The organism is Novosphingobium sp. B 225 (assembly GCF_002198665.1).
Lineage (GTDB): Bacteria > Pseudomonadota > Alphaproteobacteria > Sphingomonadales > Sphingomonadaceae > Novosphingobium.
On sequence record NZ_MWLM01000070.1, the window covers coordinates 51,582 to 73,165 of the forward strand.

Consider the following 21,584-nt stretch of genomic DNA (forward strand, 5'->3'; position numbering starts at 1 on the left):
CATGCTCAACCTATCCGGCATCACGGTGCGCCTTGGCGGACGCACGATCATCGACGACGCGAGCGCGAGCCTGCCGCCGCGTGGGCGGATCGGGCTGATCGGACGCAACGGTGCGGGCAAATCCACCCTGGTCCGGGTCATCGCCAGCATGCTTGAGCCAGACAATGGCGCGGTTGCCATGCCGCGCGGCAGTCGGATCGGTTATATCGCGCAGGAAGCCCCTGGCGGCGATGCCAGCCCGTTCGAAACCGTGCTCGCCGCCGATACCGAACGTGCCACTCTGATGGCGGAGAGCGAGCATTGCGAAGACCCCCACCGTCTGGCCGAACTGCACGAGCGGCTGATCGCGATCGAGGCCCATTCGGCCCCGGCCCGGGCTGCCCGGATCCTGGTCGGATTAGGGTTTGACGAAGAAGCCCAGCACCGCCCGCTCGAAAGTTTTTCCGGCGGGTGGCGCATGCGCGTCGCGCTGGCCGCATTGCTGTTTTCGCAGCCCGATCTGCTGCTGCTCGACGAACCCAGCAACCACCTCGATCTGGAAGCGGTGCTGTGGCTGGAGGATTTCCTGCGCGGCTATCCCGCCACGATCCTGCTGGTCAGCCACGAACGCGATTTCCTCAACAACGTGGTCGATCACATCCTGCACCTGTCGGGCGGCAAGCTGACGCTGTACCCGGGCGGCTATGACGCGTTCGAACGCCAGCGCGCCGAACGCCAGGCCCAGCTCGCTTCGGCCAAGGCCAAGCAGGACACCATGCGCGAGCGGCTGCGCGATTACGTTGCGCGCAATTCGGCCCGCGCCTCGACCGCCAAGCAGGCGCAATCGCGCGCCAAGGCGCTGGCCAAGCTGCAGCCGATCGCCGAATTGATCGACGACCCCTCGCTCAGCTTCGATTTTCCCGCGCCGGACGAATTGCGCCCGCCGCTGATCACGCTCGATCTGGCCTCGGTCGGCTATGGCGAAGTGCCGGTGCTGAGCCGCCTGAACCTGCGGATCGATCCTGACGACCGGATCGCGCTGCTGGGCCGCAATGGCAACGGCAAGACCACGCTGGCCCGCCTGCTCGCCGCGCAGCTCACCCCGATGGACGGCGCGATGGCGGCCAGCAGCCGGATGCGGGTGGGCTATTTCACCCAGTACCAGGTCGAGGAACTGGACCGTGGCGAAACCCCGCTGCAACACATGACCCTGGCCATGCCAGCGGCAAGCCCGGCGTCCGTGCGCGCGCAGCTGGGCCGGTTCGGTTTTGCCGGCCCCAAGGCGACCACTGAGGTCGGCAAACTGTCTGGCGGAGAACGCGCGCGGCTGGCGCTGGCACTGATCACGCGCGACGCGCCGCATATGCTGATCCTTGACGAGCCGACCAACCACCTTGACGTCGATGCGCGCGAGGCGCTGGTCCAGGCGCTCAACGACTATTCGGGCGCGGTGGTGATCGTCAGCCATGACCGCCACATGCTGGAAATGACCGCTGACCGGCTGGTGCTGGTCGATGGCGGGACGGCGAAGGACTTTGACGGATCGATTGACGATTACATCGCTTTCGTCCTCGCCCGCGATCCGGCCCCGGTGCGCAAGGATGACGCCGCGCGCGGGATCAACAAGAAGGACCAGCGCAAGGCCAACGCCGAAGCACGCGAACGCGGCCAGGCCCTGCGCAAGGCCGCCCGCTCCGCCGAGGCGGAGCTGGAACGACTGACCTCCGAACGCAGTGCGATCGATCAGGCGATGTTCGATCCCGCCAAGGCCGCGCCGTCGCTCAGCAAGTTGACCATGACCGACCTGATGAAACGCCGCGCCGATCTGGAAAGCCGGATCGAGGCGGCGGAACTCGCGTGGCTGGAAGCCAGCGAAGCGTTCGAGGCGATTGTCGCGGCGTGATGCCAGTGCATCCGCGATGCGGCGGAGAGAAGTCCTGAGCCTAGACCCCGAGCAGGTTCATCACGAACGGCGCTTCGGTAAGACTGGGTGAACCGTCGAGCAGTTCGAGCGCCTTGCTGACTGCGCTTTCGGGGCCTTCGTGGGTGACCATGGCTACCATTACTGCACCGTCGCCGCCCGCGCGGCCCTTCTGGATCAGGCTTTCGATCGAAACCCCGGCATCACGCAGCGCGGCGGTGATTTCGGCGAGAACGCCCGGACGATCGGTAACCATGAAGCGCAGATAGCTGCGGCTGATGCGATGGCCGGTATCGGCGGGCGCCATCTCTTCCAGTTCGGCGACCGGGACCGAGAAGGGCGCACCCACTTCTCCCCCATTCATGGTGGAACGCGCGATGTCGATCAGGTCGGCCACCACTGCGCTCGCCGTAGGGCCTTCGCCGGCGCCGGCGCCCTGAAACAGCAAACGGCCCGAAAAGTTGCCTTCCGCCACCACAGCATTGGTCGCACCATCGACGTGGGCAAGCGGGTGATCGAACGGCACCAGGTGCGGCTTGACCCGCTGGAACAGACGGGTGCCGCCGGGCACTTCTTCGGTATCGGCCATGCCGATCAGGCGGATGACATAGCCCAGCGCGTCAGCCTGGGCGATGTCTGCGGCGCGCAGACGGGTGATCCCGGCGGTATCAACCGACGCGAAATCCACTTTCGATCCGAACGCGATCGCTGCCAGGATCGCCAGCTTGTGCGCTGCATCAGTGCCTTCGATGTCAAACGCCGGATCGGCTTCGGCAAAACCCTTGGCCTGCGCCTCGGCCAGCACGTCGGCGAAATCGCGGCCGGTGTCTTCCATGGTCGAAAGGATGTAATTGCAGGTGCCATTGAGGATCCCGTAGACTCGCTCGATCGCGTTCGCTGCCGCGCCTTCGCGCAGCCCCTTGATCACAGGAATACCGCCGGCAACTGCCGCTTCGAACTTCAGCGCAACTTTGGCCGCTTCGGCCTTGCCGGCCAGTTCCAGCCCATGGTGCGCGATCATCGCCTTGTTGGCGGTGACCAGAGCCTTGCCAGCCTCGATCGTGGTCCGCGCGCAAGCCAGCGCCGGTCCGTCCGACCCACCTACCAGTTCGACCACCACGTCGACATTGTCCTTTTCGCCCAGGATGACCATGTCGTCTTCCCAGGCATATTTCGACAGATCGACCCCGCGGTTACGGCTGCGATCGCGCGCGCTGACTGCCACGATTTCGATCCCGCGCCCGGCACGGCGGGCGATCAGTGCCTGATTGGCCTCGACCAGCCGGATCACCCCGGCACCTACGGTACCAAGGCCAGCGAGTGCGATTCGAAGCGGTTCGGCCATCTGTCTTCCCTTCAATGCTGGCGCGCCCATGCCAAGCGGCGACGCGCTTGGGAAGAAGGTAATGCTTGGTGCAGCGCTATTTCCGGTTGCGCGCGCAGGGCCCCAGCTGATCCAGCAGGTAACGATAGTCTGCCCCAGCGGCAGCGCGGGCGCTTTCACCCTCCGATATGTTGGCTCCCACCGGCAGCACCCGCGGCAGAAAGCAGGCCAGCCGGTACCAGGCCAGAGTGCCGGGCCGGGGGGCGCCGGTCGCCTCGCCCAGCACTTCCGAGAACGATACGCTGAGCCGCGCCGGTTGGCCCGGACTGCGCGACACGGCGATAGCGGCGGGCTCGCCATTCGCGGTAGTCAAGAACAACTGGGTTTCGCCCTCGCCCGAAAGGTTGCCGGGAACATGGATCACTTCACGCACACCCGTCACTTTTTGCGGCGCACCGGGAGCATAGAGTTCCTGCAGAATCGCCTTCAGGGATGCCTCACTGGCGGGGTTCCAGGCCAGCTGGGCATCTCGGGCAACCAGTTGCAATTCCCCCGGACGCCCCGGCACACTGCGGGCGAACAACAGCACGGTCTGCTTCTTCAGCGCTGGCGGCTTGCCTTTGGCATCAAGTGGCAGATCCACCAGATACCGCAGAGCCTCACCCAGCGCTGAACGGCCGGCATAGAGCAATTCAGTCTTCGCTTCGACATAGAACCGGCCCTGGCCCGGCCTGACCGCGGCGGCGCGGGCCGGTTCGACCGGCACAAGCTTGCGCACCTGCGCCCGCAGCACCAGCGGAGCACCATCGGCCAGATCGGCCAGATCGGGATAGGGCGCTGCGACTGGCGGGGGCGGTGCGGGGCGCGAATCGGCCCGCGCCGAGGCAGGGCAAACAGCCCCCGCACAGAGCGCGATCAAGGTGGCAACAAGAGCATTAGGTGTAGTCATGGTGCTCTCCGCAACGTCGCCCGGCAGATCGGACCCGCCATCGAAACGCAGGATTCAGCGGTGTTTTCAAGCCCATTGATGTTAACACAGGTGAATCACTGGTTAATGGATAAAGCGTTGCGCCAGTCGGCCAAGCCCGTTAATACGCTAGGAAAACCGGGCCAAAAAACAAAATAGGTCCGCGATCTGGCTGTGTGGGCGTCGGGCGTCAGCATGGTTTCCCGGATTGAACCGCAGGGTGGAAGTTAAGTTTTTGGGTGGGCGCGCTCCGCTGTGCGGGGGGTGTTTGCCCGGTCCGGGTCCAGGCCCGGGGGGACTGTAATGGAGTGATGCAATCGAATGGCCTACGCTGACCAACAGATGAGCGGTAATCGCATTACCGCGTTTATAATCGTTGCTCTGCTCCACTTGGTGCTCGGTTATGCTCTGGTGACCGGCCTCGCTTACGAGGGCGTGAAGCAGATCATGAAAAAGGTTACGACCATCGACATCAAGAAGGACGAGCCCAAGAAGGAGCCGCCGCCGCCGCCCAAAAAGCTGACTGCGCCGCCGCCGATCGTGGCCCCGCCGCCAAAGATCAACGTCAGCGTAGCTCCGCCGCCGGTGCAGACCGTGGTGACTCCGCCGCCTTTGCCGCCGCCGCCGATCATCGCGCCGCCGGCCCCGGTACCGGCTCCGCCGCCGCCGCGGTTCCAGCCCAAGGGGGCTGCTCCCAAGGGCAATCCCGCGAACTGGGCGACGACCAACGATTATCCCAGCCGTGCTTTGCGTGAAGAACGCGAAGGTACCACCGGGTTCCGCGTCACCGTGGGTCCTGACGGCCGTGTCACCAGCTGCGACGTAACCAGCTCGAGCGGCAGCTCCGACCTTGACGAGGCGACCTGCTCGAACGTCACGCGCCGTGCCCGGTTCACTCCGGCCATGGACGGCGAAGGCAACCCGACTTCGGGTAGCTATTCCAACCGTATCCGCTGGGTGATTCCTAAGGATTGATCAGTTGCTGTTCCCGGTCTGAGGACCGGAATCATTTCACATTATTCTTCTTGAGAGGACTATCGCATGACCATCGTTGAAATCCTGGCCGCCGCCGCAGAAGCCGCGCCGCAGAACAAGTTCGGCTTCGCCGAAGCGCTGAAGCAGGGCGGTTTCATCGCCTATGCCACCGTCGTAATCCTGGGCGTCATGTCGTTCGGCTCGTTCTTCATCCTGATCACCAAGTGGATCGACCAGTCGAAGATCCTGCGTCAGTACGGCGCGATGAAGGGCAGCTTCTGGAAGGCCTCGAGCCTCAAGGACGGCGCCGCCAAGCTCGAAAAGAACAGCGCCTGGCGCCAGATCGTCGATGACGGCATCGCGGCTGAAGATGCTCACAGCAAGATGGGTGACGCCCTTGAAGCCCATGACTGGCTCCACGGTTCGCTGGCCCGTTCGGAAAGCCAGATCAACGCTCGCCTCGCTGGCGGTCTGCCGTTCCTCGCCACCGTTGGCGCCACCGCACCGTTCATCGGTCTGTTCGGTACCGTGGTCGGCATCTATCGCGCGCTGATCGCGATCGGCATCGCCGGTTCGGCCTCGATCGACAAGGTCGCTGGTCCGGTTGGTGAAGCGCTGATCATGACCGCGCTCGGTCTGCTCGTCGCGGTTCCGGCCGTGCTCGCCTACAACTACCTGCAGGGCCGCAACAAGACCATCGCTGGTCTGCTCTCGGGCTTCTCGACCGACGTGCTGGCCTACATCAGCTCGAAGGGTGCCGTGAAGCCTGCGGTTGCTGCCGCTCCGGCTGCTGCTGCCAAGCCCGCTGCCGCCGCTCCGGCTGCCAAGCAGTAAGTCGCCGAGCCGGCGCGTGGATGGCCCTGCCATGCCGCTGCGCCGGCCTCCGACCGGGAAGGGTGCTGCCAACCGGCAACTACCCTTCCCAGGTCAAACGCTAGAATAGGATGTAACCCATGGCGATTTCGATGGGCGGCGGCGGCGAAGAGAAGCCGATGTCGGACATCAACACCACGCCCCTTGTGGACGTGATGCTGGTGCTTCTGATCATCTTCCTCATCGCCGTTCCGATCGCGATTCAGACCATCCAGAAGCTGCGCATCCCGATCATGGTCTCGGTTGAATCCAAGGACAAGGTCGAGAACCTGCTGTTGACTGTCAGCACCACCGATGCGGCTGGCCGCAGCGCTGGTGACCCGGGCTTCGAAGGTGCGAATCTGGGCGGCGAATGCCGGATCTATTTCAACAACATAACGCCGGTCGATTCGGTCGAACTGCGTGATCAGGCCTACAAGCGGCTGGACAACATCGTGAAGCGCGCTGGTGGTCCCGAAGCACTTCGTACCAACCCGGAACTGGTCCCGCAGGTCCATATCCGTGGTGACGTCAACGCCCCGTGGCGCTGCGTGGCCGGTGCGATCTTCAACGTGCAGATTTCGGGCTATCCGACTGTCGGCTTCATCTCGACCCCGGTCGATCCGAACGGCTGACATCAGGCCTGACCGCATTTTTCAGGAGTAAACCACAATGGCAATGTCAGGCGGCAATGACGATGGCGAGCCGATGATGGAAATGAACACGACGCCGCTTATCGACGTCATGCTCGTTCTTCTCATCATGTTCATCATCACCATCCCGGTGGCGACCCACGCGGTTAATATTGACCTGCCTTCTCCGTCGGCAACCCCGCCGGACACGCAGATCAAGAAAGACAAGAACAAGGTCACCATCACCCCGGCGGGCGAAGTGCAGTGGAACGGCACCACGCTGAACAACTCGCAACTCGTCTCGGCGCTTCAGGCGACCATGGCGATCAAGCCCGAGCCGGAACTTCAGTTCCAGCCCGATCCGCAAGCGCCCTATGACATGTCGGCCAAAGTGCTGAACATCATCAAGGGCTCGGGTGTGACGGCCTTCGGGTTTGTCGGCAACGAACAGTATTCGGAATTCGGCAAGCCCGCGAATGCAGGTAAGTCGACCAACTGAGCCAGCTCAGTCCGGATCAAAACCCAAGGGGGCGGAGCAATCCGCCCCCTTTTGTTTAGCGCCTGATGATCAGCCGCCATTCAAACATCACCGGACCAAAGTTCTTGCGCCGCTCTTGGTATGGTATATTATTTCGCCATAGTCACGGCACGAGCCGGCCTGATAAGGGAGTTGGAACCATGCCCTTCCGCCACCAGAACCAGGAAACCACCGCGCAACTTCTGCCCATTGCCGAAATCAACACAACGCCATTGATCGACGTCATGCTGGTCCTGCTTATCATGTTCGTAATCACCATCCCGATTGCGAACCACACCCTCGACATAGACCTGCCAGCTGCACCAGGCAGCCCAAATCACCCGATCCTCCCAAGCAACCGGATCGCGCTGGATCAGGGCAACAACCTCACCTGGAACGACGCACCGATCACCCTGCCCCAACTCGACGCTGCACTTAACACCGTGCATCGCACCAATCCTGAACCTGAAGTCCGGTTCGAACCGGCAGGCGCGGCCCCCTATGGCACGGCTGCCGAAGTGGTTCGCCGAATCAAGCGTTCAGGCATTGCCAGCTTCGGATTCGTCGGCAACGAGCGCTACGAAGCTTTTGACAAGGCCATGCCCCAACCTTGAACCGGCGAGCGCGGCCTTGTGTGCAACGCCTCGCCGCGCGCGCGCCGATCACTCGCCTTCAAGGCCGCGCCGCTCACCCGGATCCATCGCCTGCGCGGCAAGGCCTTCCGCTTCAAACAGCAGCTCATCATCAGCAGACCCTTGCGCCACGCTTTCCCGGCCGATCATCACCAGCACCGGGACTGCCAGGGGGCTGACCCGATCAAGCCTGACATGCCGCAACTGCCCTGCCGCCCGGTCAAGCACCCCTGCCAATCGGCCCACATCGGTCATCCGGGCACGGGCATCGACCCAAGCGGCCTCGATCAGAACGTGATCAGGCTCATACTTGCGCAGCACATCGTAAATCAGGTCAGTCGAAAAGGTTACTTGCCGCCCGGTTTTGCGTTTGCCCGGATGCTGCCGTTCGACCAGACCCGCGATCACTGCCACTTCGCGGAAGGCGCGGCGCAGCAGGTAACTGTCCTGCACCCATTCGACAAATTCGTGACTAAGGATATCGGGCGAAAGCAAGTCGGCTGGGTCGGGAATGGGGCGTAAACCCCAGACTGCAAGCGCATAATCGTTGGCCACAAAGCCCAACGGAGCGAGCCCTCGCTCCTCCATCCGCCGGGTCAGCAGCATTCCCAGTGACTGATGTGCAGGCCAGCCTTCAAAGCAATAGAACACGGTATAGTGCCGGCCTTCATGCGGGAAACTCTCAGTCAGCAGCGTACCGGGTTCGGGAAGCTCGCTGCGCCAGTCCTGCACTTCCAGCCATTCGCGCACATCATCGGGAAACCGGGCCCAGCCCGCCCGGTCGGCCAGCAGGCCTTGCACGCGTTCCGCCAGATGAGTGGTCAGCGGCATGCGCGCACCCATATAGCTCGGGATCTGTCCGCCCTTTTTCGCAGCACGAACCAGCAGTTCGGTCTCGCGCATCGATTCAACCTCCAGGTCGAGCCCGGCAAAGCGAAAGGTATCACCGGCTGTCAGGCTTGCCGCGAACCCTTCTTCCACCCGGCCGAGTGAGCGCCCGTTGCGAAAACGCACCTCGATCATCTCGGCATCCAGGATGATCCCGGCATTCAAGCGGTGCCGCGCGGCATGTTCGGGATGGGTCAAGCGCCAGAGCCCGTCCCGCCCCCTGACGATCCGCTGAAACCGGTCATAGGCTTTCAAAGCATAGCCGCCGCTTGCTACAAATTGCAGCACCCGTTCCCACAGCCCGGGAGCAAGCCAGGAATAAGCCGCCGCAGAGCGGACTTGGGCCAACAGATCATCACTATCGAACGGCCCAGCGCAGGCGCAGGCCATGACGTGCTGCGCAAGCACGTCAAGCCCCCCGGGCCGAAAGGCCTCGCCATCGCGCTGCCCCTCGGCCACGGCCTGTTCGGCGGCGATCGCTTCCAGAAATTCAAACCGGTTGCCAGGCACCAACAGGGCCCGGCTGGGCTGGTCAAGCCGATGGTTCGCCCGCCCAATCCGCTGCAACAATCGCGACGATCCCTTGGGCGCGCCCATCTGCACCACCAGGTCCACGTCCCCCCAGTCCACCCCCAGATCAAGGCTGGCCGTGGCCACCAGCGCGCGCAATTCGCCGCGCGCCATCGCCCCTTCAACCTTGCGCCTTGCCTCCTTGCTCAGCGATCCGTGGTGGATGCCGATCGGCAACTTGTGCTCATTCGCATCCCACAGCTTCTCAAAGATAAATTCAGCCAGAAAGCGGGTATTGCAAAAGATCAGCGTGGTGCGGTTATCGCCGATCGCCTGGTACAGCTGCGGCACCGCCCAGGCCGCAGCATGCCCTCCCCAGGGGATGCGGGCTTCGTGCGGCAGCAGAATCGCAAGCTCCGGGCTGGCCCCTACCTCTCCTGCAACCAGCGTCACATCATCCACAACGCCATCCGGGGCGAGCCAGGCCCGAAACTGCTCAGGCTCAGCCAGCGTAGCGGAGAGAGCGACGCGGCGGAGATCTGGGGCTAGCGCCTGAAGCCGGGTCAGCGCCAATGCGAGCAAGTCTCCACGCTTGCCGCTGGCGAAGGCATGGACTTCATCGATCACGATCCGCCGAAGCGACCCAAACATGGCATCCGCATCCGGGTAGCTGAGCAACAGACTTAGCGATTCAGGCGTGGTCAGCAATACATGCGGAGGCCGGTTGCGCTGACGAACCTTGCGGTCGGACGGCGTATCACCGCTGCGCGTCTCGACCCGGATCGGCAGGCCAAGATCGGCAATCGGCGCAAGCAGATTGCGTTGCACATCATGCGCCAGCGCCTTGAGCGGCGACACATACAGCGTGTGCAGTCCATCAGGCGGCGCAGCCCCGGACAGGACCGATGGGCAGAAATCCGCCAATGTCGGCAGGAAGCCGGCCAGAGTCTTGCCCGCCCCGGTATCGGCAACCAGCAAGGCATGCTGCCCAGCCCGCGCAGCGGCCAGCATGGCGCGTTGGTGGCGACGCGCTTGCCAGCCGCGCGCGGCAAACCATTGATCGAGTTCGGGGGGCAATTGCTCCATCTCCGCGCCTGAGTGGCACGGATCGACGGGCTAGGGCAAAGCCAAACGCCGCCAAACTCCGTCACTCCGCTCATTCTTGCGCGGGGCAAGGGTCGGCGCACAGCCCACCGACGCGCTTTGGCGGGGCGCAATCCCCAGCAATGCCAGACAATAGCCTATCACAGCACTGCTACCATAGCCGACAAGCGGCGTGGGGTAATTGCCCAGCGCGGCGGCCAGGATCGCCGCGCCCCAGAACAAGCCAAATGCCAGGCCACTGGACCGATCGGTCGGCCGCGCCACTATTGCCGGAACCAGCAGCAAGGCCGAACCGATCCACACCGCCAGTCCCGCCAGGGGGTGCTGGGCAAAGGCCAGCCACACGATCTGATCAACATAGGGCACCCGCTCACCAAGATCCGGGCGAACCAGCGTTACGGCAAATGCGCTGATGGCAATACCCACCGCCAGAGCGCGCGGCCCGGTCCGCTCACGCCAGAACAGCCCTGCCATGCTGGCCGCCAGCGCGCCGGCCATGGCCCGGTCGGGCTGCCAGGCCAGAGTCTGCGCCGCGATTGTCAGCGCCAGCAACGCACGGTTTCCGGTGCTGCGGGCCAGGGCGCAGACCAGCAGCGGCACCAGGATCAGGCTAGGCTGGATCGTGGCCCCGCCCACCGTCAACCAGCGCTGCGCCCCTTGTGCAGCATTGCCCAGCATGGTCGAACCGGCCAGCATTGCGCAGATCAGCAAGGCCAGATTGTCGGCCGTCACAGGCACCAGCCGCGCCAGCAAGCGCAGATTGGCCAGTGCGAGCAAGCCGATCACCAGCGCCGCCGCGTTGATCGCCAGATGGCTACCCGGCGCCCCCGTCAGCGCCAGATGGACCAGCCCCAGCCCCGTCGCCCCGATGGCGCAAAGCACGCCGATCAGCAGCGGCCGCGCCGCCAGCCCGGTGCGCAGCCCATGACCCAGGCAGCCGAGAGCGAACCGCACGGCTTCACCCCCGCGCGGGATCGTTACCAGTTCGCCCAGCATGGCAGCGCCCCATGGGCGCTGATCAGGTGGCAGCAGACGCAGGGCAATGCCCGCGATGATCAGCGCCAGCCGGTGGAGCCACGCGTTCATGCCGGAATCCCTTGCGGCGCTGTCGGGGCGGCCTGATCCAGTGGCGGATGGTCCGCAGCCAGGGCACGCCCGCGGGCCGTCAGGCGGTAGACGTGGCGAGGCGGGCGACCCGGTTCGACCGGGGCCTGCCATTCCGCCTCCAGCTGGCCTTGCGCCTCCAGCCGGATCAGCAGGGGATAGAGTGTGCCGGATTTGACCCCGGCGCTGCGGCACAGGTCATAGCCATGGGACCAATCGGCCCCGGCTTCGGCCAGTGCGGCCAGAACCCGGCGGGCGACGGGCGATAAAGTGCGATCTCGAACCATGCGGATTAATTCTACCTATATAGATTTAGAGTCAAGCGCGATATTGCACCTGCCGATTGCCCCTTCCCCCGCCGCCGCGCGCCTGCCATCACACCGCTCGATGCTGCCACTTGATCTTGAAGACCTGACCGGGCTGGGGCTGGCCCTGGCGCTGGGCCTGCTGATCGGCATTCAGCGCGGCTGGGCCCTGCGCGATGGCGCGCCCGGCAGCCGCTTTGCCGGGGTGCGGACCTTTGGCTTGCTGGGGCTGGCCGGGGGCATTGCCGGGGCGCTGCACGGCAATGCCGAAGGTCTGGCCACGGTGCTGCTGGCCGCAAGCGCCGCGCTGGTGGTGATCGGATATTGGCGCGCGACCCAGCGCAGCAGCTCGATTTCGGGCACCAGCGCCATGGTTGGCCTGCTGACCATGGCCTGCGGGTTCCTGGCCGGCGGCGGCAATTATGCCATGGCCAGCGCCGCCAGCGGGGTGATGGTGCTGGTCCTGGCGATGCGCAACCAGTTGCACGGCTGGGTTCGCGCGATCGACGAGGCTGAGATGCAGGCCATCGCCCGATTTGCACTGATCGCGCTGGTGGTACTGCCCTTGCTGCCTGACACCCGGTTCGGCCCTTACCTCGCGTGGCATCCGCGCCAGCTGTGGCTGGTGGTGGTGCTGGTCTGCGGCTTTTCCTTTGCGGGCTATATCGCCGCGCGCAAGCTGGGCGCATCGCGCGGGCTGCTGGCCACGGCGGCGGCAGGATCGGTGGTATCGAGCACTGCCGTGACCGCTTCCATGGCGGAAAAGCTGCGCGACGAAGCGGGTGATCCGCGCGTGGTCAATGCCGCCATCGCGCTGGCTTCTGCGGTGATGTTTGCCCGGGTGATGGTGCTGACCGGGGCGCTGGCAGGCTATGTCCTGCCGCTGATGGCGCTGTGGGCCGTGCCGGGGCTGCTGGTCAGCCTGGGCGGCGCGGGCTGGCTGGTCCATCGCAGCCGCCACGCAGGCGGCATTCAGGACAATGCCGTTGCCTTGCGCAATCCCTTTGCGCTTGGCCCGGCCTTGCTGCTGATGCTGCTGGTCATGGTGCTGACCGCGGCGGCGCGCTGGGTGCAGGAACGGTGGGGCGATGCCGGGCTGGCCACGGTGCTGGCGCTGTCGGGCATGATGGACGTCGATTCGGCGATCATCACCATGGGCAACCTGCCCCCCGGCAGCCTGGCCCCGGCCACCGGCGCGCTGGTGCTGATGCCGCCGGTGCTGCTCAACACCGCAATCAAAGCCGGCACGGCGATCGGAATTGCTGGCTGGCGCAAAGGCTGGCCAGGCGCAGCCGTGCTGCTGGCCAGTCTGGGCGCGTCGCTGGCTACATTACCGTTGCTGCTCTAAAAATCAGTGCCCGGCTTGGGGCCCGCGTTTGAGGCCCGATGCCGCCAGCTGTTCATCAATCTGCGCCATCAGCCGCTCTAACCCGGCGTCGCTCTCGCTCTCGGCGCGGGCGACCAGCACGTCCTGGGTGTTGGAGGCGCGCAGCAGCCACCAGCCATCGGGCGTGTTGACCCGCACCCCATCGGTCGCGTTGACATCGGCCCCGGCACTAGCCAGACGCTCTTTGACCTCGTCCACCACGGCGAACTTGCGGCTTTCATCGACCTGAAAGCGCATTTCCGGGGTGTTGATCAGATTTGGCATGGCCCCGCGCAGTTCGGTAACGCTCTTGCCCAGCCGGACCGAAGCCGCGATCAGCCGCACGGCAGCATAAAGCGCATCGTCATAGCCATAGTATTCGTGGGCGAAGAACACGTGACCGCTCATCTCGCCAGCCAGCGGGGAACCTGTTTCCTTCATTTTGGACTTAATCAGGCTGTGTCCGGTTTTCCACATAACCGGGTGTCCACCCAGCCTTGAAACCTGATCGAATAGAGCCCTGCTGGCCTTAACATCCGCGATAATCGTGGCTTCGGGCACCATTTTCAAAAGGTCTTCGGCATAGATCATGAGCAATTGGTCGCCCCAGATCACACGGCCCAGCCCATCGATCGCTCCGATCCGGTCACCATCGCCATCGAAAGCTATGCCAAAATCGAGGTTCTTGGCCGCGACCAGCGCCCGCAGGTCTTCTAGGTTCTTTTCCTCAGTGGGATCCGGATGATGGTTCGGGAAAGTCCCGTCAACTTGGGTGAAGAGCAGATGGTGTTCGCCAGGAAGCTTTTGAGTGAGCAGTTCCAGCGCCGGACCGGCAGCCCCGTTGCCCGCGTCCCAGCCGATCCGAAAAGCGGACAGCCGATCGTGGCCGATCCCGGCCAGTCCATCGACCAGCCGGTCGACATAAGCGCCGAGGATCTCGCGGTGCTCATGGCCGCCCTGACCGTCCAGCCAGGCACCCGCAGCAGCGATTCGGCCGAGTTCCTGGATGTCGGCACCGAAGAACGGGCGCCCCATAAATACCATCTTGAAGCCATTGTAATTGGCGGGATTGTGGCTGCCGGTTATCTGAATGCCGCCCTGCACATCTGGCATTGATGCTTCGGCATAATACAGCATCGGGGTTGGCCCCATGCCCACCCGCACCACATCGACCCCGCTGGCGTTAAGCCCGGCGACAAGCGCCTCTTCCAGCATGATCGAGCTGACCCGGCCGTCATAGCCCACAGCCACCTTGGTCCCGCCTGCTGCGCGGAGCAGCGTGGCAAAGCCGCGCCCGATCGCCCGGGCATCTTCCGCCCCCAGCGTTTCACCAATGATCCCGCGAATATCGTATTCGCGCAGCACTGTCGGGTGGAACTGATGTGTCATGCTTGCTCCGTAATCTGCCGGTCGAGCCGCGCCAGCAGCAGATCACGCGCTGCATTGGCAGCATGGACCTGTTCCGACGTGCCGCCGCGGTCTGGATGGACCCGGGAAATCAGCCGCCGATGCGCCTCGACAATCGCATCGCGACTAGCCGAGCGGTCCAGTCCAAGCAAGGCGCGTGCTTGCGCTTCCTTTTGGGATCGTTCGGAATTGGCCCACAGCTCCCATGGCCACTTGCCGGTCAGGGCCTTGCAAGCAAGCATGGCCAAAACGGCATAGAGGACCAGCCGGCCCATCGCCGCTAAACCTGGGTCGCCAGGGTAAGTTCAGGCTCCCGCCGGACCGGAACTGGCAGGTTGAGACCTTGCAGCAAGCTGCGCAGTTCCTGCCGGGCCACCAGGTGGCTGGTGCCCAGTTCGCCCAGGTGCCCCTTGTCCAGCAGGGTCAGCCCCGATGGGAACAGCTCGCGATAGATCACCCGTTCGGACAGACCCTGGGCAATCCGGAAGCCGACCCGCTTGGACAGTTCGGTCAGGGCCCCGTCAAGCCGCTTCATATTGCGCGCTTCGGTGTGCTGGGTGCGGTTGCGCACCACAACCCAGTCCATTTCGCGGCGCTTTTCCTTGATCGTCGCCATCGCCCGCTTCTTGCGCGCTTCCCAGATCAGTTCGGCATAAAACGACAGGCGGCGCACCTTGAAGGTTTCGGCATCGACCTGCCCGATCAGATCGAAATCGACGAAACTGTCATTGAGCGGCGTCACCAGGGTATCGGCCTCGGTCGCGACATGGCGGGCAAAGGGATCGTCACGCCCGGGGGTGTCGAACAGCAGGAAGTCCATGCCCTGCCCCATTTCGGCGGTCAGCGCGTCAAGTTCCTCCACGGTATCACCGGTGAACACGGCAAACCGGGCATTGGGCAGATCGATCGACCGCCGCCGTTCCGTCTCCGCCCGGTTTTCCAGATAGCGGTGCAGGGTGCGCTGGCGCGGATCGAGATCGATCGCGGCCACCCGCGCGCCCTGATAGGCCAGCGCGATCGCCACGTGGACCGCCGTGGTCGATTTGCCGGTGCCGCCCTTTTCGTTGGCGAAGACGATTCGGTGAGGCACAATGGGGTTCGACACGGCGGGTTCCGGGCTTTCTTGAGTGTGGTTGCCGTCCCGCCCCCAGGGCGGCTAGGGCAGGCTGCATCAGGCTCTTACTCCAAGGGGAATTACGGGTGCAAACAGTCAGCCAGCTTGTTCCACTGCGCAGTGCAGTCGATACGCTTCGGCAGGACGGTCCGCTGGCGCTGGTGCCGACCATGGGGGCCCTGCACGAAGGGCACCTGACCCTGGTGCGCGAGGCGAGGCGGCAGGCCGCGCATGTCGCGGTTTCGATCTTCGTCAACCCGCGCCAGTTCGGCGCGAATGAGGATCTGGACGCCTATCCGCGCCAGCTGGCCCGCGATTCGGCGCTGCTCGAAGCCGAAGGGGTGAGCCTGCTGTGGGCTCCGACGGTGGAGGCGATGTATCCGGCGGGTTACGCCACCAACATAGCAGTCGAAGGGGTCAGCGCGGGCCTGTGCGGGGCGGCGCGGCCCGGGCATTTTGACGGGGTGGCGACCGTGGTGTGCAAACTGTTCAACCAGGTCCGCCCCGATCTGGCGCTGTTCGGGGAAAAGGACTGGCAGCAGCTGGCCGTGATCCGGCGCATGGCCCGCGATCTGGATCTGACCCGGCCAGTGGTTGACCGGATTGTCGGCGTGCCGACCGTGCGCGAGGCGGATGGGCTGGCGATGAGTTCGCGCAATGCTTACCTCACCGCTGATCAGCGCGCCCAGGCCGCCTGCCTGCCGCGCGCGACGCGGGCCGCCATCACGGCGATGCAGGGCGGGGCAACCTATGCAGCAGCGCTGGCAGCGCTCAAGGCCGATCTGCTCGCAGGCGGCTTTGCCTCAATCGACTACGCCGAAGTGCGCGGGGCAGACAGCATTGCCTTGCAGCAAGGCCCGGGTGACGAACCGGGCCGGCTGTTCGTGGCCGCACGGATCGGATCGACCCGGCTGATCGATAATTTGCCAGTGTGATCAAGGTCACAGCGCCGTGGCGCGTATGTGCAAGTCAACCTGGCCGAGCTGTGCCTATGTTCCTGGCAATGGGTCGCGCCATGCGGGGGGTCAACAGGGCTCCCGCAGTTATCGGAGACAGCCATGCGCAAAACCATCGCTATCATCGCCGCTGCGGCGCTGACCATCACTGCCCAGCCGCTGCTTGCCGCAGACAAGGGCTCTTCGGGCCGCCAGGCCCAGTCCAAGGGCACGCGCGACATTCCGCACTGCACCAAGAACCTCGGCACCGTTGCCATCGTCGAGCCTGACAACCAGTGGTGGCGGGAAATGAGCCTGGGCAGCCCCGAGGCGATCCTGCGGATCTTCGTGCAGCAATCAGGCTGCTTCAGCCTGGTCAACCGGGGCCGTTCGATGCAGAACCGCGCGATGGAGCGCGCACTGGCCGACAATGGCGAGCTGCAGGACGGTTCCAACATCGGCAAGGGCCAGGTCAAGGCTGCCGATTACTTCCTCCAGCCTGACATCGTTACCGCCAACCGCAATTCCGGCGGCGGCGGCGCGGGGGCCGTGCTCGGCGGGATCGGCGGCCTGTTCGGCGGCGCAGGCCGTGCCTTTGGCGCGGTTGCGGGCGGGATCAGCGTCAAGAAGGGTGAAGCCAACGTCACCCTGTCGATCGTCAATGCCCGCACCACCGTGGAAGAGGCACTGGTCGAAGGCTATTACCGCAAGTCGGACCTCAGCTGGGGTGCTGGCGGAGGCATGTTCAGCGGCGGCACTTTTGGCGGTGCGGCCGGTGGCGGCTATCAGAACACCGAGATCGGGCAGGTGATCGTGCTGGCCTATCTCGATGCCTATACCAAGCTGGTCGGCCAGCTTGGCGGCCTTCCCGACGACGCCTCGGCCGCAGCGCCGCAAGCCAAGCCGTGATCGTCATACGGGCGGGCTTGCGCGTGCATCCCCGCCCGTTAGGCTGCGGTCATGACTGACAGACTGCAGGACCGCCGGATTGAGACCGTGCGCCGCCATATGGCGCTGGAGATCACGCACGATTGGGACGGGGTGATCGCAACGTTCGCTCACCCGCGCTATGAACTGCTCGGCCCTGGCACGGTGTTTGATGGTGAAGAAGCCGTGCGGCGCTATTTTTGCGCATCGCGCGTGCCTTTTCCCGATCAGGGCAATGAAGTGATCGCGATTGCCGCCGATGGCGATACGGTGTTGGTAGAGTTCTGGCTGACCGGGACGCATCTTGGTCCTTTGCAACTGGGTGGACGCACTCTGGAACCGACCGGGCGAACCTTCAAAGTGAGGATGGCCGCGACCTTCGAATTTGCGCCCGGCAGTGACTTGATTGTCTGTGAACGACCCTATTATGACCAGAACGCCGTGCTCAAGGCACTCGATTTGCTGTCCTGACCCGGCACACCGGCCCCGCCAACCTGCAAGAAAATCAAGCTTTACCTAACCGCGATAGAGGCGCAGCCTTCCCCTTGTCGCGATCAGTCGACGAAGGAGGGGAAAAATGAACAACACCAAGAGTCTCCTGGCGGAGGCATTCGGAACATTCTGGCTGGTGCTGGGCGGTTGCGGTACGGCCGTGCTGGCCGGGCAGGGCGTGGGCACGCTGGGGATCAGCATTGCTTTCGGGCTGACCGTGCTGACCATGGCCTATGCGGTCGGGCATATTTCTGGCGGGCATTTCAACCCGGCGGTCACGGTCGGGCTGTGGGCTGGCGGACGGTTCCCGGCCAAGGACATTGCGCCCTATGTGCTGGCGCAAGTGGTCGGCGCGATCATCGCCGCCTTCACGCTCTATTTCATTGCCAGCGGCAAAGCCGGATTCACCCTGCAGGCCGGGGCGCTGGCCAGCAACGGGACAGAAGCGCATTCGCCGGGCGGCTATGGCGTGGCGGCCGGCTTCGTGATCGAAGTGGTGCTGACCGCGTTCTTCCTGATCGTGATCATGGGATCGACCGATAGTCTCGCGCCTGCCGGTGCTGCGCCGATCGCGATCGGACTGGCGCTGGTCCTGATCCACCTGATCTCGATCCCGGTTACCAACACTTCGGTCAATCCGGCGCGCAGCACCGGCCCGGCGCTGGTCGAGGGCGGGATCGCCCTGCAACAGCTGTGGCTGTTCTGGCTGGCACCGTTGATCGGCGGGGCACTGGGCGGCTGGCTCTATCGCAGCCTGCTCGCGCGCGATTGATCGCCGCAGCCTGAACGGAAAAGCCCCCGGCACCACATGGTACCGGGGGCTTTTTCATGACCGCAATCGGGGGAGTCGAAAGGCTTAGTGGCCCTTCTTCTCCGCCCAGATATTGCGGTACGACATATAGGCCAGCACGGTGGCGAACAGCAGGAAGCCCAGCCACCAGAGCCCGGTCTGATGCCGCTTCTCCAGTTCGGGTTCGGCGGTCCAGACGAGGAAGGCCGAAACGTCCTGCGCCATCTGGTCAACCGTCGCCTTGGTGCCATCGCCATAGGTCACCTGACCTTCGCTGGTCAGCGGAGCCGGCATGGCGAGGTTGAGGTTGGCAAAGTACGGGTTGTAGAACAGCCCTTCTGGCGTCTTGGCGTCAGGGAATTCCTTGAGCAGCTTGGCTGGCTGCGCCTGGTAGCCGATCAGCAGCGAGTAGATGTACGCAGCACCGCCGTGGCGCGCCTTGGTGATCAGCGAAAGGTCAGGCGGAACGCCCTGCCCCGCATAGACCACCGGCGGGAAGCGATCGCTGGGCAGGCCCGGACGGTCCTTGAGCTCGCCAGTCAGCGGATCCTTGGCATTGATCGTCGCCTTGGCGGCAATCGCTTTCACTTCGGCTTCATGATAGCCCAGATCGGCCAGGTCACGGAACGCGACATGCTTGATCGAATGGCAGGCCGCGCAAACTTCCTGGTAAACCTGGAAACCGCGCTGCAGTTGCTGGCGATCGAACTTGCCGAACCAGCCGTCGCTGGCCAGCGCCAGCGGCTTGGGGTGTTCATGGAACGCCTTTTCGACAGTGTGCGGCAGGCCGTCATGGGCAAGACCAAGCGTGTCCCACAGCAGTGACCAGGCGAGTGCACCGGCAAAGAACAGGCCGACGAGAATGGAGATGATACGGGTCATGGTGTCTGTTTCCCTCTCGCTGCCGTTCAGCTCTTGGCGCCCAGAGTTGCCGCATCATCCTGGCCCAGAACGGACTCGGTGATGGAAAACGGCAACGGATCGGGGCGCTCGATCGACGAAACGATCGGCACGATCACGAAGAAGTGCAGGAAGTAATAAAGCGAAGCCAACTGCGCCATCAGCACATAAGGCTGCTCGGCAGCCTTGCCGCCGCAATAACCGAGTACCAGCACATCCAGCACCAGGACCCAGAAGAACTTGCGGTAGAGCGGGCGATAGGTGCCCGAACGTACCGGCGACTTGTCGAGCCAGGGCAGGAAGAACCAGACCAGGATCGCGGCAAACATCGCCAGCACACCCATCAGCTTCGCCGGGACCATGAAGAAGTCCTGGGTGAAGCTGCGCAAGATCGCGTAGAACGGCCAGAAATACCATTCGGGCACGATTTCAGCCGGGGTCTGCATCGGGTTGGCCGGAATGTAGTTGTCCGGATGGCCCAGCGCGTTCGGCATGAAGAACACCATCGCGCTGTACAGGATCATGAACAGACCGATCGTCCACCCGTCCTTGCCTACGAAGTAGGGATAGAACGGCACGGTATCGCTCTGGCTCTTCACTTCCACGCCGGTCGGGTTCGACGAACCCGGGATGTGCAGCGCCCAGACGTGCAGGATGACGACACCCAGGATCACGAAGGGCAGCAGGAAGTGCAGCGAGAAGAACCGGTTCAGCGTGGCGTTGTCGGGTGCGAAACCGCCCAGCAGCCAGGTGTGCAGGCCATCGCCAACCACCGGAATTGCCGAGAACAGTCCGGTGATCACCTGCGCGCCCCAGTAGGACATCTGGCCCCAAGGGAGCACATAGCCCATGAAAGCCGTGGCCATCATCAACAGGAAGATAACGACGCCAAGCAGCCAGACCATTTCACGCGGGGCCTTGTACGAACCGTAATAGAAGCCGCGGAAGATGTGGGCATAGACCACCACGAAGAAGGCCGAAGCGCCATTGGCGTGGCCATAACGCAGCATCCAGCCCCAGTTGACGTCGCGCATGATGTGTTCGGTCGAATCGAATGCCACGCGGGTATCACCGCCGTAATGCATCGCCAGGACCACACCCGTAACGATCTGGATGACCAGGCAGAGACCTGCCAGGAAACCGAAGTTCCACATGTAGTTGAGGTTGCGCGGCACTTCATAGCCGCCGCCGACCGCGTTGTAGACCAGCCGCGGCAAAGGCAGCTTTTCGTCCATCCACACCATGAAGGGGTGGCTCGGCTTATATTCGTTTGCCCAGGGAAAGCTCATGGTCGGGACCCTCAGCCGATCTTGACGACAGTGTCGGAAGTAAATTCGTAGGGCGGCACTTCCAGGTTCTTGGGAGCCGGACCCTTGCGGATGCGCGCGGCCGTATCATAGGACGAGCCGTGGCATGGGCAGAAATACCCGCCGAACTCACCTTTGACCTCACCTTCGCCCGCGCCTTGCGGCACGCAGCCCAGGTGGGTGCAGACGCCCATGGTGATCAGCCAGTTTTCATGGCCTTCCTTGGTGCGTTCGGCCAGAGTCTGCGGGTCGCGCAGGCTGGTGACGTCCACCGCGTTCGCTTCTTCGATTTCCTTGGCCGTCAAGGAACGGATGAACAGCGGCTGCTTGCGAAAGATACGCTTGATAGTCTGGCCGGGCTGGACCGCACTGATATCGACCTCAGTCGAGCTTTCAGCCAGCACGTCGGCCGAAGGGGCCATCTGGCTGATCAGCGGGTAAACCAGCGAAACGCCGCCGATTCCGGCCGCGCTTACCGCAGCGATATTGATGAAATCGCGCCGACGAACCCCTTCGCCGCCTTCCGCGGCCGGAGTGTCGGTGCCAGCATCTTGTGCCATGGTCGAACCTATCCTGCTCTTTGCCGGAATTCCCGCAGAGGCCCCTTGCACCTGCGACAACCCGCACCAAATCCTG

General features: G+C 64.0%; 22 protein-coding genes. 11 read left to right on the forward strand and 11 right to left on the reverse strand.

Annotated elements, in window-relative coordinates; all coding sequences use genetic code 11:
* Position 1: 1 nt before the first annotated feature.
* Positions 2-1,882, forward strand: a complete 1,881-nt coding sequence (locus MNBBLIKP_RS15900) for an ABC-F family ATP-binding cassette domain-containing protein (RefSeq protein WP_088311250.1) — start codon at positions 2-4, stop codon at positions 1,880-1,882.
* Between the two features lie 40 nt (positions 1,883-1,922).
* Here the strand turns inward: MNBBLIKP_RS15900 and MNBBLIKP_RS15905 are convergent, their stop codons facing one another.
* Positions 1,923-3,245: a homoserine dehydrogenase gene (locus tag MNBBLIKP_RS15905; RefSeq protein ID WP_088311251.1), complete on the reverse strand. Its 1,323-nt coding sequence runs from the start codon at positions 3,243-3,245 to the stop codon at positions 1,923-1,925.
* 76 nt (positions 3,246-3,321) lie between these two features.
* The gene (locus MNBBLIKP_RS15910; protein WP_088311252.1) at positions 3,322-4,173 is read right to left on the reverse strand and encodes a hypothetical protein; all 852 of its coding nucleotides are present in this window, start codon (positions 4,171-4,173) and stop codon (positions 3,322-3,324) included.
* Between the two features lie 339 nt (positions 4,174-4,512).
* Here MNBBLIKP_RS15910 and MNBBLIKP_RS15915 point away from each other — a divergent pair, with 339 nt between their 5' ends.
* The 5 genes from MNBBLIKP_RS15915 to MNBBLIKP_RS15935 all read left to right on the forward strand — a co-directional run bounded on the left by MNBBLIKP_RS15915 (position 4,513) and on the right by MNBBLIKP_RS15935 (position 7,781).
* Positions 4,513-5,166, forward strand: a complete 654-nt coding sequence (locus MNBBLIKP_RS15915) for an energy transducer TonB (protein WP_088311253.1) — start codon at positions 4,513-4,515, stop codon at positions 5,164-5,166.
* Positions 5,167-5,232: 66 nt separating this feature from the next.
* On the forward strand, positions 5,233-6,000 hold the full coding sequence (locus MNBBLIKP_RS15920) for a MotA/TolQ/ExbB proton channel family protein (protein WP_088311254.1): 768 nt from the start codon (positions 5,233-5,235) through the stop codon (positions 5,998-6,000).
* Between the two features lie 119 nt (positions 6,001-6,119).
* Positions 6,120-6,653: an ExbD/TolR family protein gene (locus MNBBLIKP_RS15925; RefSeq protein ID WP_176399809.1), complete on the forward strand. Its 534-nt coding sequence runs from the start codon at positions 6,120-6,122 to the stop codon at positions 6,651-6,653.
* A gap of 37 nt (positions 6,654-6,690) precedes the next feature.
* On the forward strand, positions 6,691-7,149 hold the full coding sequence (locus tag MNBBLIKP_RS15930) for an ExbD/TolR family protein (RefSeq protein WP_088311255.1): 459 nt from the start codon (positions 6,691-6,693) through the stop codon (positions 7,147-7,149).
* 65 nt (positions 7,150-7,214) lie between these two features.
* The gene (locus MNBBLIKP_RS15935) at positions 7,215-7,781 is read left to right on the forward strand and encodes an ExbD/TolR family protein (RefSeq protein WP_254913085.1); all 567 of its coding nucleotides are present in this window, start codon (positions 7,215-7,217) and stop codon (positions 7,779-7,781) included.
* Positions 7,782-7,829: 48 nt separating this feature from the next.
* On the opposite strand, the gene MNBBLIKP_RS15940 is transcribed toward MNBBLIKP_RS15935, so the two are convergent.
* The 3 genes from MNBBLIKP_RS15940 to MNBBLIKP_RS15950 are packed head-to-tail and all read right to left on the reverse strand — an operon-like array spanning position 7,830 to position 11,692.
* Positions 7,830-10,283: a ligase-associated DNA damage response DEXH box helicase gene (locus tag MNBBLIKP_RS15940; protein WP_088311257.1), complete on the reverse strand. Its 2,454-nt coding sequence runs from the start codon at positions 10,281-10,283 to the stop codon at positions 7,830-7,832.
* 30 nt (positions 10,284-10,313) lie between these two features.
* The gene (locus tag MNBBLIKP_RS15945) at positions 10,314-11,387 is read right to left on the reverse strand and encodes an FtsW/RodA/SpoVE family cell cycle protein (RefSeq protein WP_088311258.1); all 1,074 of its coding nucleotides are present in this window, start codon (positions 11,385-11,387) and stop codon (positions 10,314-10,316) included.
* Positions 11,384-11,692, reverse strand: coding sequence for a PadR family transcriptional regulator (locus tag MNBBLIKP_RS15950; protein WP_088311259.1), 309 nt, complete (start codon positions 11,690-11,692; stop codon positions 11,384-11,386). Before MNBBLIKP_RS15950 ends, MNBBLIKP_RS15945 begins: the two co-directional genes overlap by 4 nt.
* A 100-nt stretch (positions 11,693-11,792) precedes the next feature.
* On the opposite strand from MNBBLIKP_RS15950, the gene MNBBLIKP_RS15955 reads away from it, so the two are divergent.
* Positions 11,793-13,058 (forward strand): MgtC/SapB family protein, encoded by a 1,266-nt coding sequence (locus MNBBLIKP_RS15955; RefSeq protein WP_088311260.1) that lies wholly within the window; start codon positions 11,793-11,795, stop codon positions 13,056-13,058.
* A gap of 3 nt (positions 13,059-13,061) precedes the next feature.
* Here MNBBLIKP_RS15955 and pgmG read toward each other — a convergent pair whose 3' ends face one another.
* Genes pgmG through MNBBLIKP_RS15970 form a run of 3 tightly spaced genes read right to left on the reverse strand, consistent with a single transcriptional unit; the run spans position 13,062 to position 15,576 of the window.
* Positions 13,062-14,465: a phosphoglucomutase/phosphomannomutase PgmG gene (gene pgmG / locus MNBBLIKP_RS15960; protein WP_088311261.1), complete on the reverse strand. Its 1,404-nt coding sequence runs from the start codon at positions 14,463-14,465 to the stop codon at positions 13,062-13,064.
* Positions 14,462-14,758, reverse strand: coding sequence for a molecular chaperone DnaJ (locus tag MNBBLIKP_RS15965; protein WP_088311262.1), 297 nt, complete (start codon positions 14,756-14,758; stop codon positions 14,462-14,464). Before MNBBLIKP_RS15965 ends, pgmG begins: the two co-directional genes overlap by 4 nt.
* A gap of 5 nt (positions 14,759-14,763) precedes the next feature.
* A complete protein-coding gene (locus MNBBLIKP_RS15970) occupies positions 14,764-15,576 on the reverse strand; it encodes a division plane positioning ATPase MipZ (RefSeq protein WP_088311308.1) in 813 nt (270 codons plus the stop codon).
* Positions 15,577-15,683: 107 nt separating this feature from the next.
* Between MNBBLIKP_RS15970 and panC the strand changes: the two genes are divergently transcribed.
* The 4 genes from panC (at position 15,684) to aqpZ (ending at position 18,723) form a co-directional block, all read left to right on the forward strand.
* On the forward strand, positions 15,684-16,532 hold the full coding sequence (gene panC / locus MNBBLIKP_RS15975) for a pantoate--beta-alanine ligase (RefSeq protein ID WP_088311263.1): 849 nt from the start codon (positions 15,684-15,686) through the stop codon (positions 16,530-16,532).
* 123 nt (positions 16,533-16,655) lie between these two features.
* Positions 16,656-17,441, forward strand: coding sequence for a CsgG/HfaB family protein (locus tag MNBBLIKP_RS15980; protein WP_088311264.1), 786 nt, complete (start codon positions 16,656-16,658; stop codon positions 17,439-17,441).
* Positions 17,442-17,492: 51 nt separating this feature from the next.
* Positions 17,493-17,930 carry an ester cyclase gene (locus MNBBLIKP_RS15985; protein WP_088311265.1) on the forward strand — a complete coding sequence of 146 codons (438 nt, stop codon included), beginning with the start codon at positions 17,493-17,495 and terminating at the stop codon, positions 17,928-17,930.
* Positions 17,931-18,036: 106 nt separating this feature from the next.
* Positions 18,037-18,723 (forward strand): aquaporin Z, encoded by a 687-nt coding sequence (aqpZ, locus tag MNBBLIKP_RS15990; protein WP_088311266.1) that lies wholly within the window; start codon positions 18,037-18,039, stop codon positions 18,721-18,723.
* 84 nt (positions 18,724-18,807) lie between these two features.
* Here aqpZ and MNBBLIKP_RS15995 read toward each other — a convergent pair whose 3' ends face one another.
* From MNBBLIKP_RS15995 to petA, 3 genes are read right to left on the reverse strand one after another with little or no spacing between them, the layout of a single operon-like run.
* The gene (locus MNBBLIKP_RS15995) at positions 18,808-19,623 is read right to left on the reverse strand and encodes a cytochrome c1 (protein ID WP_088311267.1); all 816 of its coding nucleotides are present in this window, start codon (positions 19,621-19,623) and stop codon (positions 18,808-18,810) included.
* A 26-nt stretch (positions 19,624-19,649) separates the two neighbouring features.
* On the reverse strand, positions 19,650-20,930 hold the full coding sequence (locus MNBBLIKP_RS16000; protein ID WP_088311268.1) for a cytochrome b: 1,281 nt from the start codon (positions 20,928-20,930) through the stop codon (positions 19,650-19,652).
* 11 nt (positions 20,931-20,941) lie between these two features.
* Positions 20,942-21,508, reverse strand: a complete 567-nt coding sequence (gene petA / locus MNBBLIKP_RS16005; RefSeq protein WP_088311269.1) for a ubiquinol-cytochrome c reductase iron-sulfur subunit — start codon at positions 21,506-21,508, stop codon at positions 20,942-20,944.
* Positions 21,509-21,584: the final 76 nt, after the last annotated feature.

Excerpts from the sequence above, each read along its gene's own strand:
- MNBBLIKP_RS15920 (WP_088311254.1), top strand. The coding sequence starts at position 5,233 with ATGACCATCGTTGAAATCCTGGCCGCCGCCGCAGAAGCCGCGCCGCAG.
- MNBBLIKP_RS15950 (WP_088311259.1), bottom strand. The coding sequence starts at position 11,692 with ATGGTTCGAGATCGCACTTTATCGCCCGTCGCCCGCCGGGTTCTGGCC.
- MNBBLIKP_RS15905 (WP_088311251.1), bottom strand. The coding sequence starts at position 3,245 with ATGGCCGAACCGCTTCGAATCGCACTCGCTGGCCTTGGTACCGTAGGT.
- MNBBLIKP_RS15940 (WP_088311257.1), bottom strand. The coding sequence starts at position 10,283 with ATGGAGCAATTGCCCCCCGAACTCGATCAATGGTTTGCCGCGCGCGGC.
- MNBBLIKP_RS15945 (WP_088311258.1), bottom strand. The coding sequence starts at position 11,387 with ATGAACGCGTGGCTCCACCGGCTGGCGCTGATCATCGCGGGCATTGCC.
- pgmG (WP_088311261.1), bottom strand. The coding sequence starts at position 14,465 with ATGACACATCAGTTCCACCCGACAGTGCTGCGCGAATACGATATTCGC.
- aqpZ (WP_088311266.1), top strand. The coding sequence starts at position 18,037 with ATGAACAACACCAAGAGTCTCCTGGCGGAGGCATTCGGAACATTCTGG.
- MNBBLIKP_RS15995 (WP_088311267.1), bottom strand. The coding sequence starts at position 19,623 with ATGACCCGTATCATCTCCATTCTCGTCGGCCTGTTCTTTGCCGGTGCA.
- petA (WP_088311269.1), bottom strand. The coding sequence starts at position 21,508 with ATGGCACAAGATGCTGGCACCGACACTCCGGCCGCGGAAGGCGGCGAA.
- MNBBLIKP_RS15955 (WP_088311260.1), top strand. The coding sequence starts at position 11,793 with ATGCTGCCACTTGATCTTGAAGACCTGACCGGGCTGGGGCTGGCCCTG.
- MNBBLIKP_RS15925 (WP_176399809.1), top strand. The coding sequence starts at position 6,120 with ATGGCGATTTCGATGGGCGGCGGCGGCGAAGAGAAGCCGATGTCGGAC.
- MNBBLIKP_RS15915 (WP_088311253.1), top strand. The coding sequence starts at position 4,513 with ATGGCCTACGCTGACCAACAGATGAGCGGTAATCGCATTACCGCGTTT.
- MNBBLIKP_RS15930 (WP_088311255.1), top strand. The coding sequence starts at position 6,691 with ATGGCAATGTCAGGCGGCAATGACGATGGCGAGCCGATGATGGAAATG.
- MNBBLIKP_RS15935 (WP_254913085.1), top strand. The coding sequence starts at position 7,215 with ATGATCAGCCGCCATTCAAACATCACCGGACCAAAGTTCTTGCGCCGC.
- MNBBLIKP_RS15980 (WP_088311264.1), top strand. The coding sequence starts at position 16,656 with ATGCGCAAAACCATCGCTATCATCGCCGCTGCGGCGCTGACCATCACT.
- MNBBLIKP_RS15900 (WP_088311250.1), top strand. The coding sequence starts at position 2 with ATGCTCAACCTATCCGGCATCACGGTGCGCCTTGGCGGACGCACGATC.
- MNBBLIKP_RS15965 (WP_088311262.1), bottom strand. The coding sequence starts at position 14,758 with ATGGGCCGGCTGGTCCTCTATGCCGTTTTGGCCATGCTTGCTTGCAAG.
- MNBBLIKP_RS16000 (WP_088311268.1), bottom strand. The coding sequence starts at position 20,930 with ATGAGCTTTCCCTGGGCAAACGAATATAAGCCGAGCCACCCCTTCATG.
- MNBBLIKP_RS15910 (WP_088311252.1), bottom strand. The coding sequence starts at position 4,173 with ATGACTACACCTAATGCTCTTGTTGCCACCTTGATCGCGCTCTGTGCG.
- MNBBLIKP_RS15985 (WP_088311265.1), top strand. The coding sequence starts at position 17,493 with ATGACTGACAGACTGCAGGACCGCCGGATTGAGACCGTGCGCCGCCAT.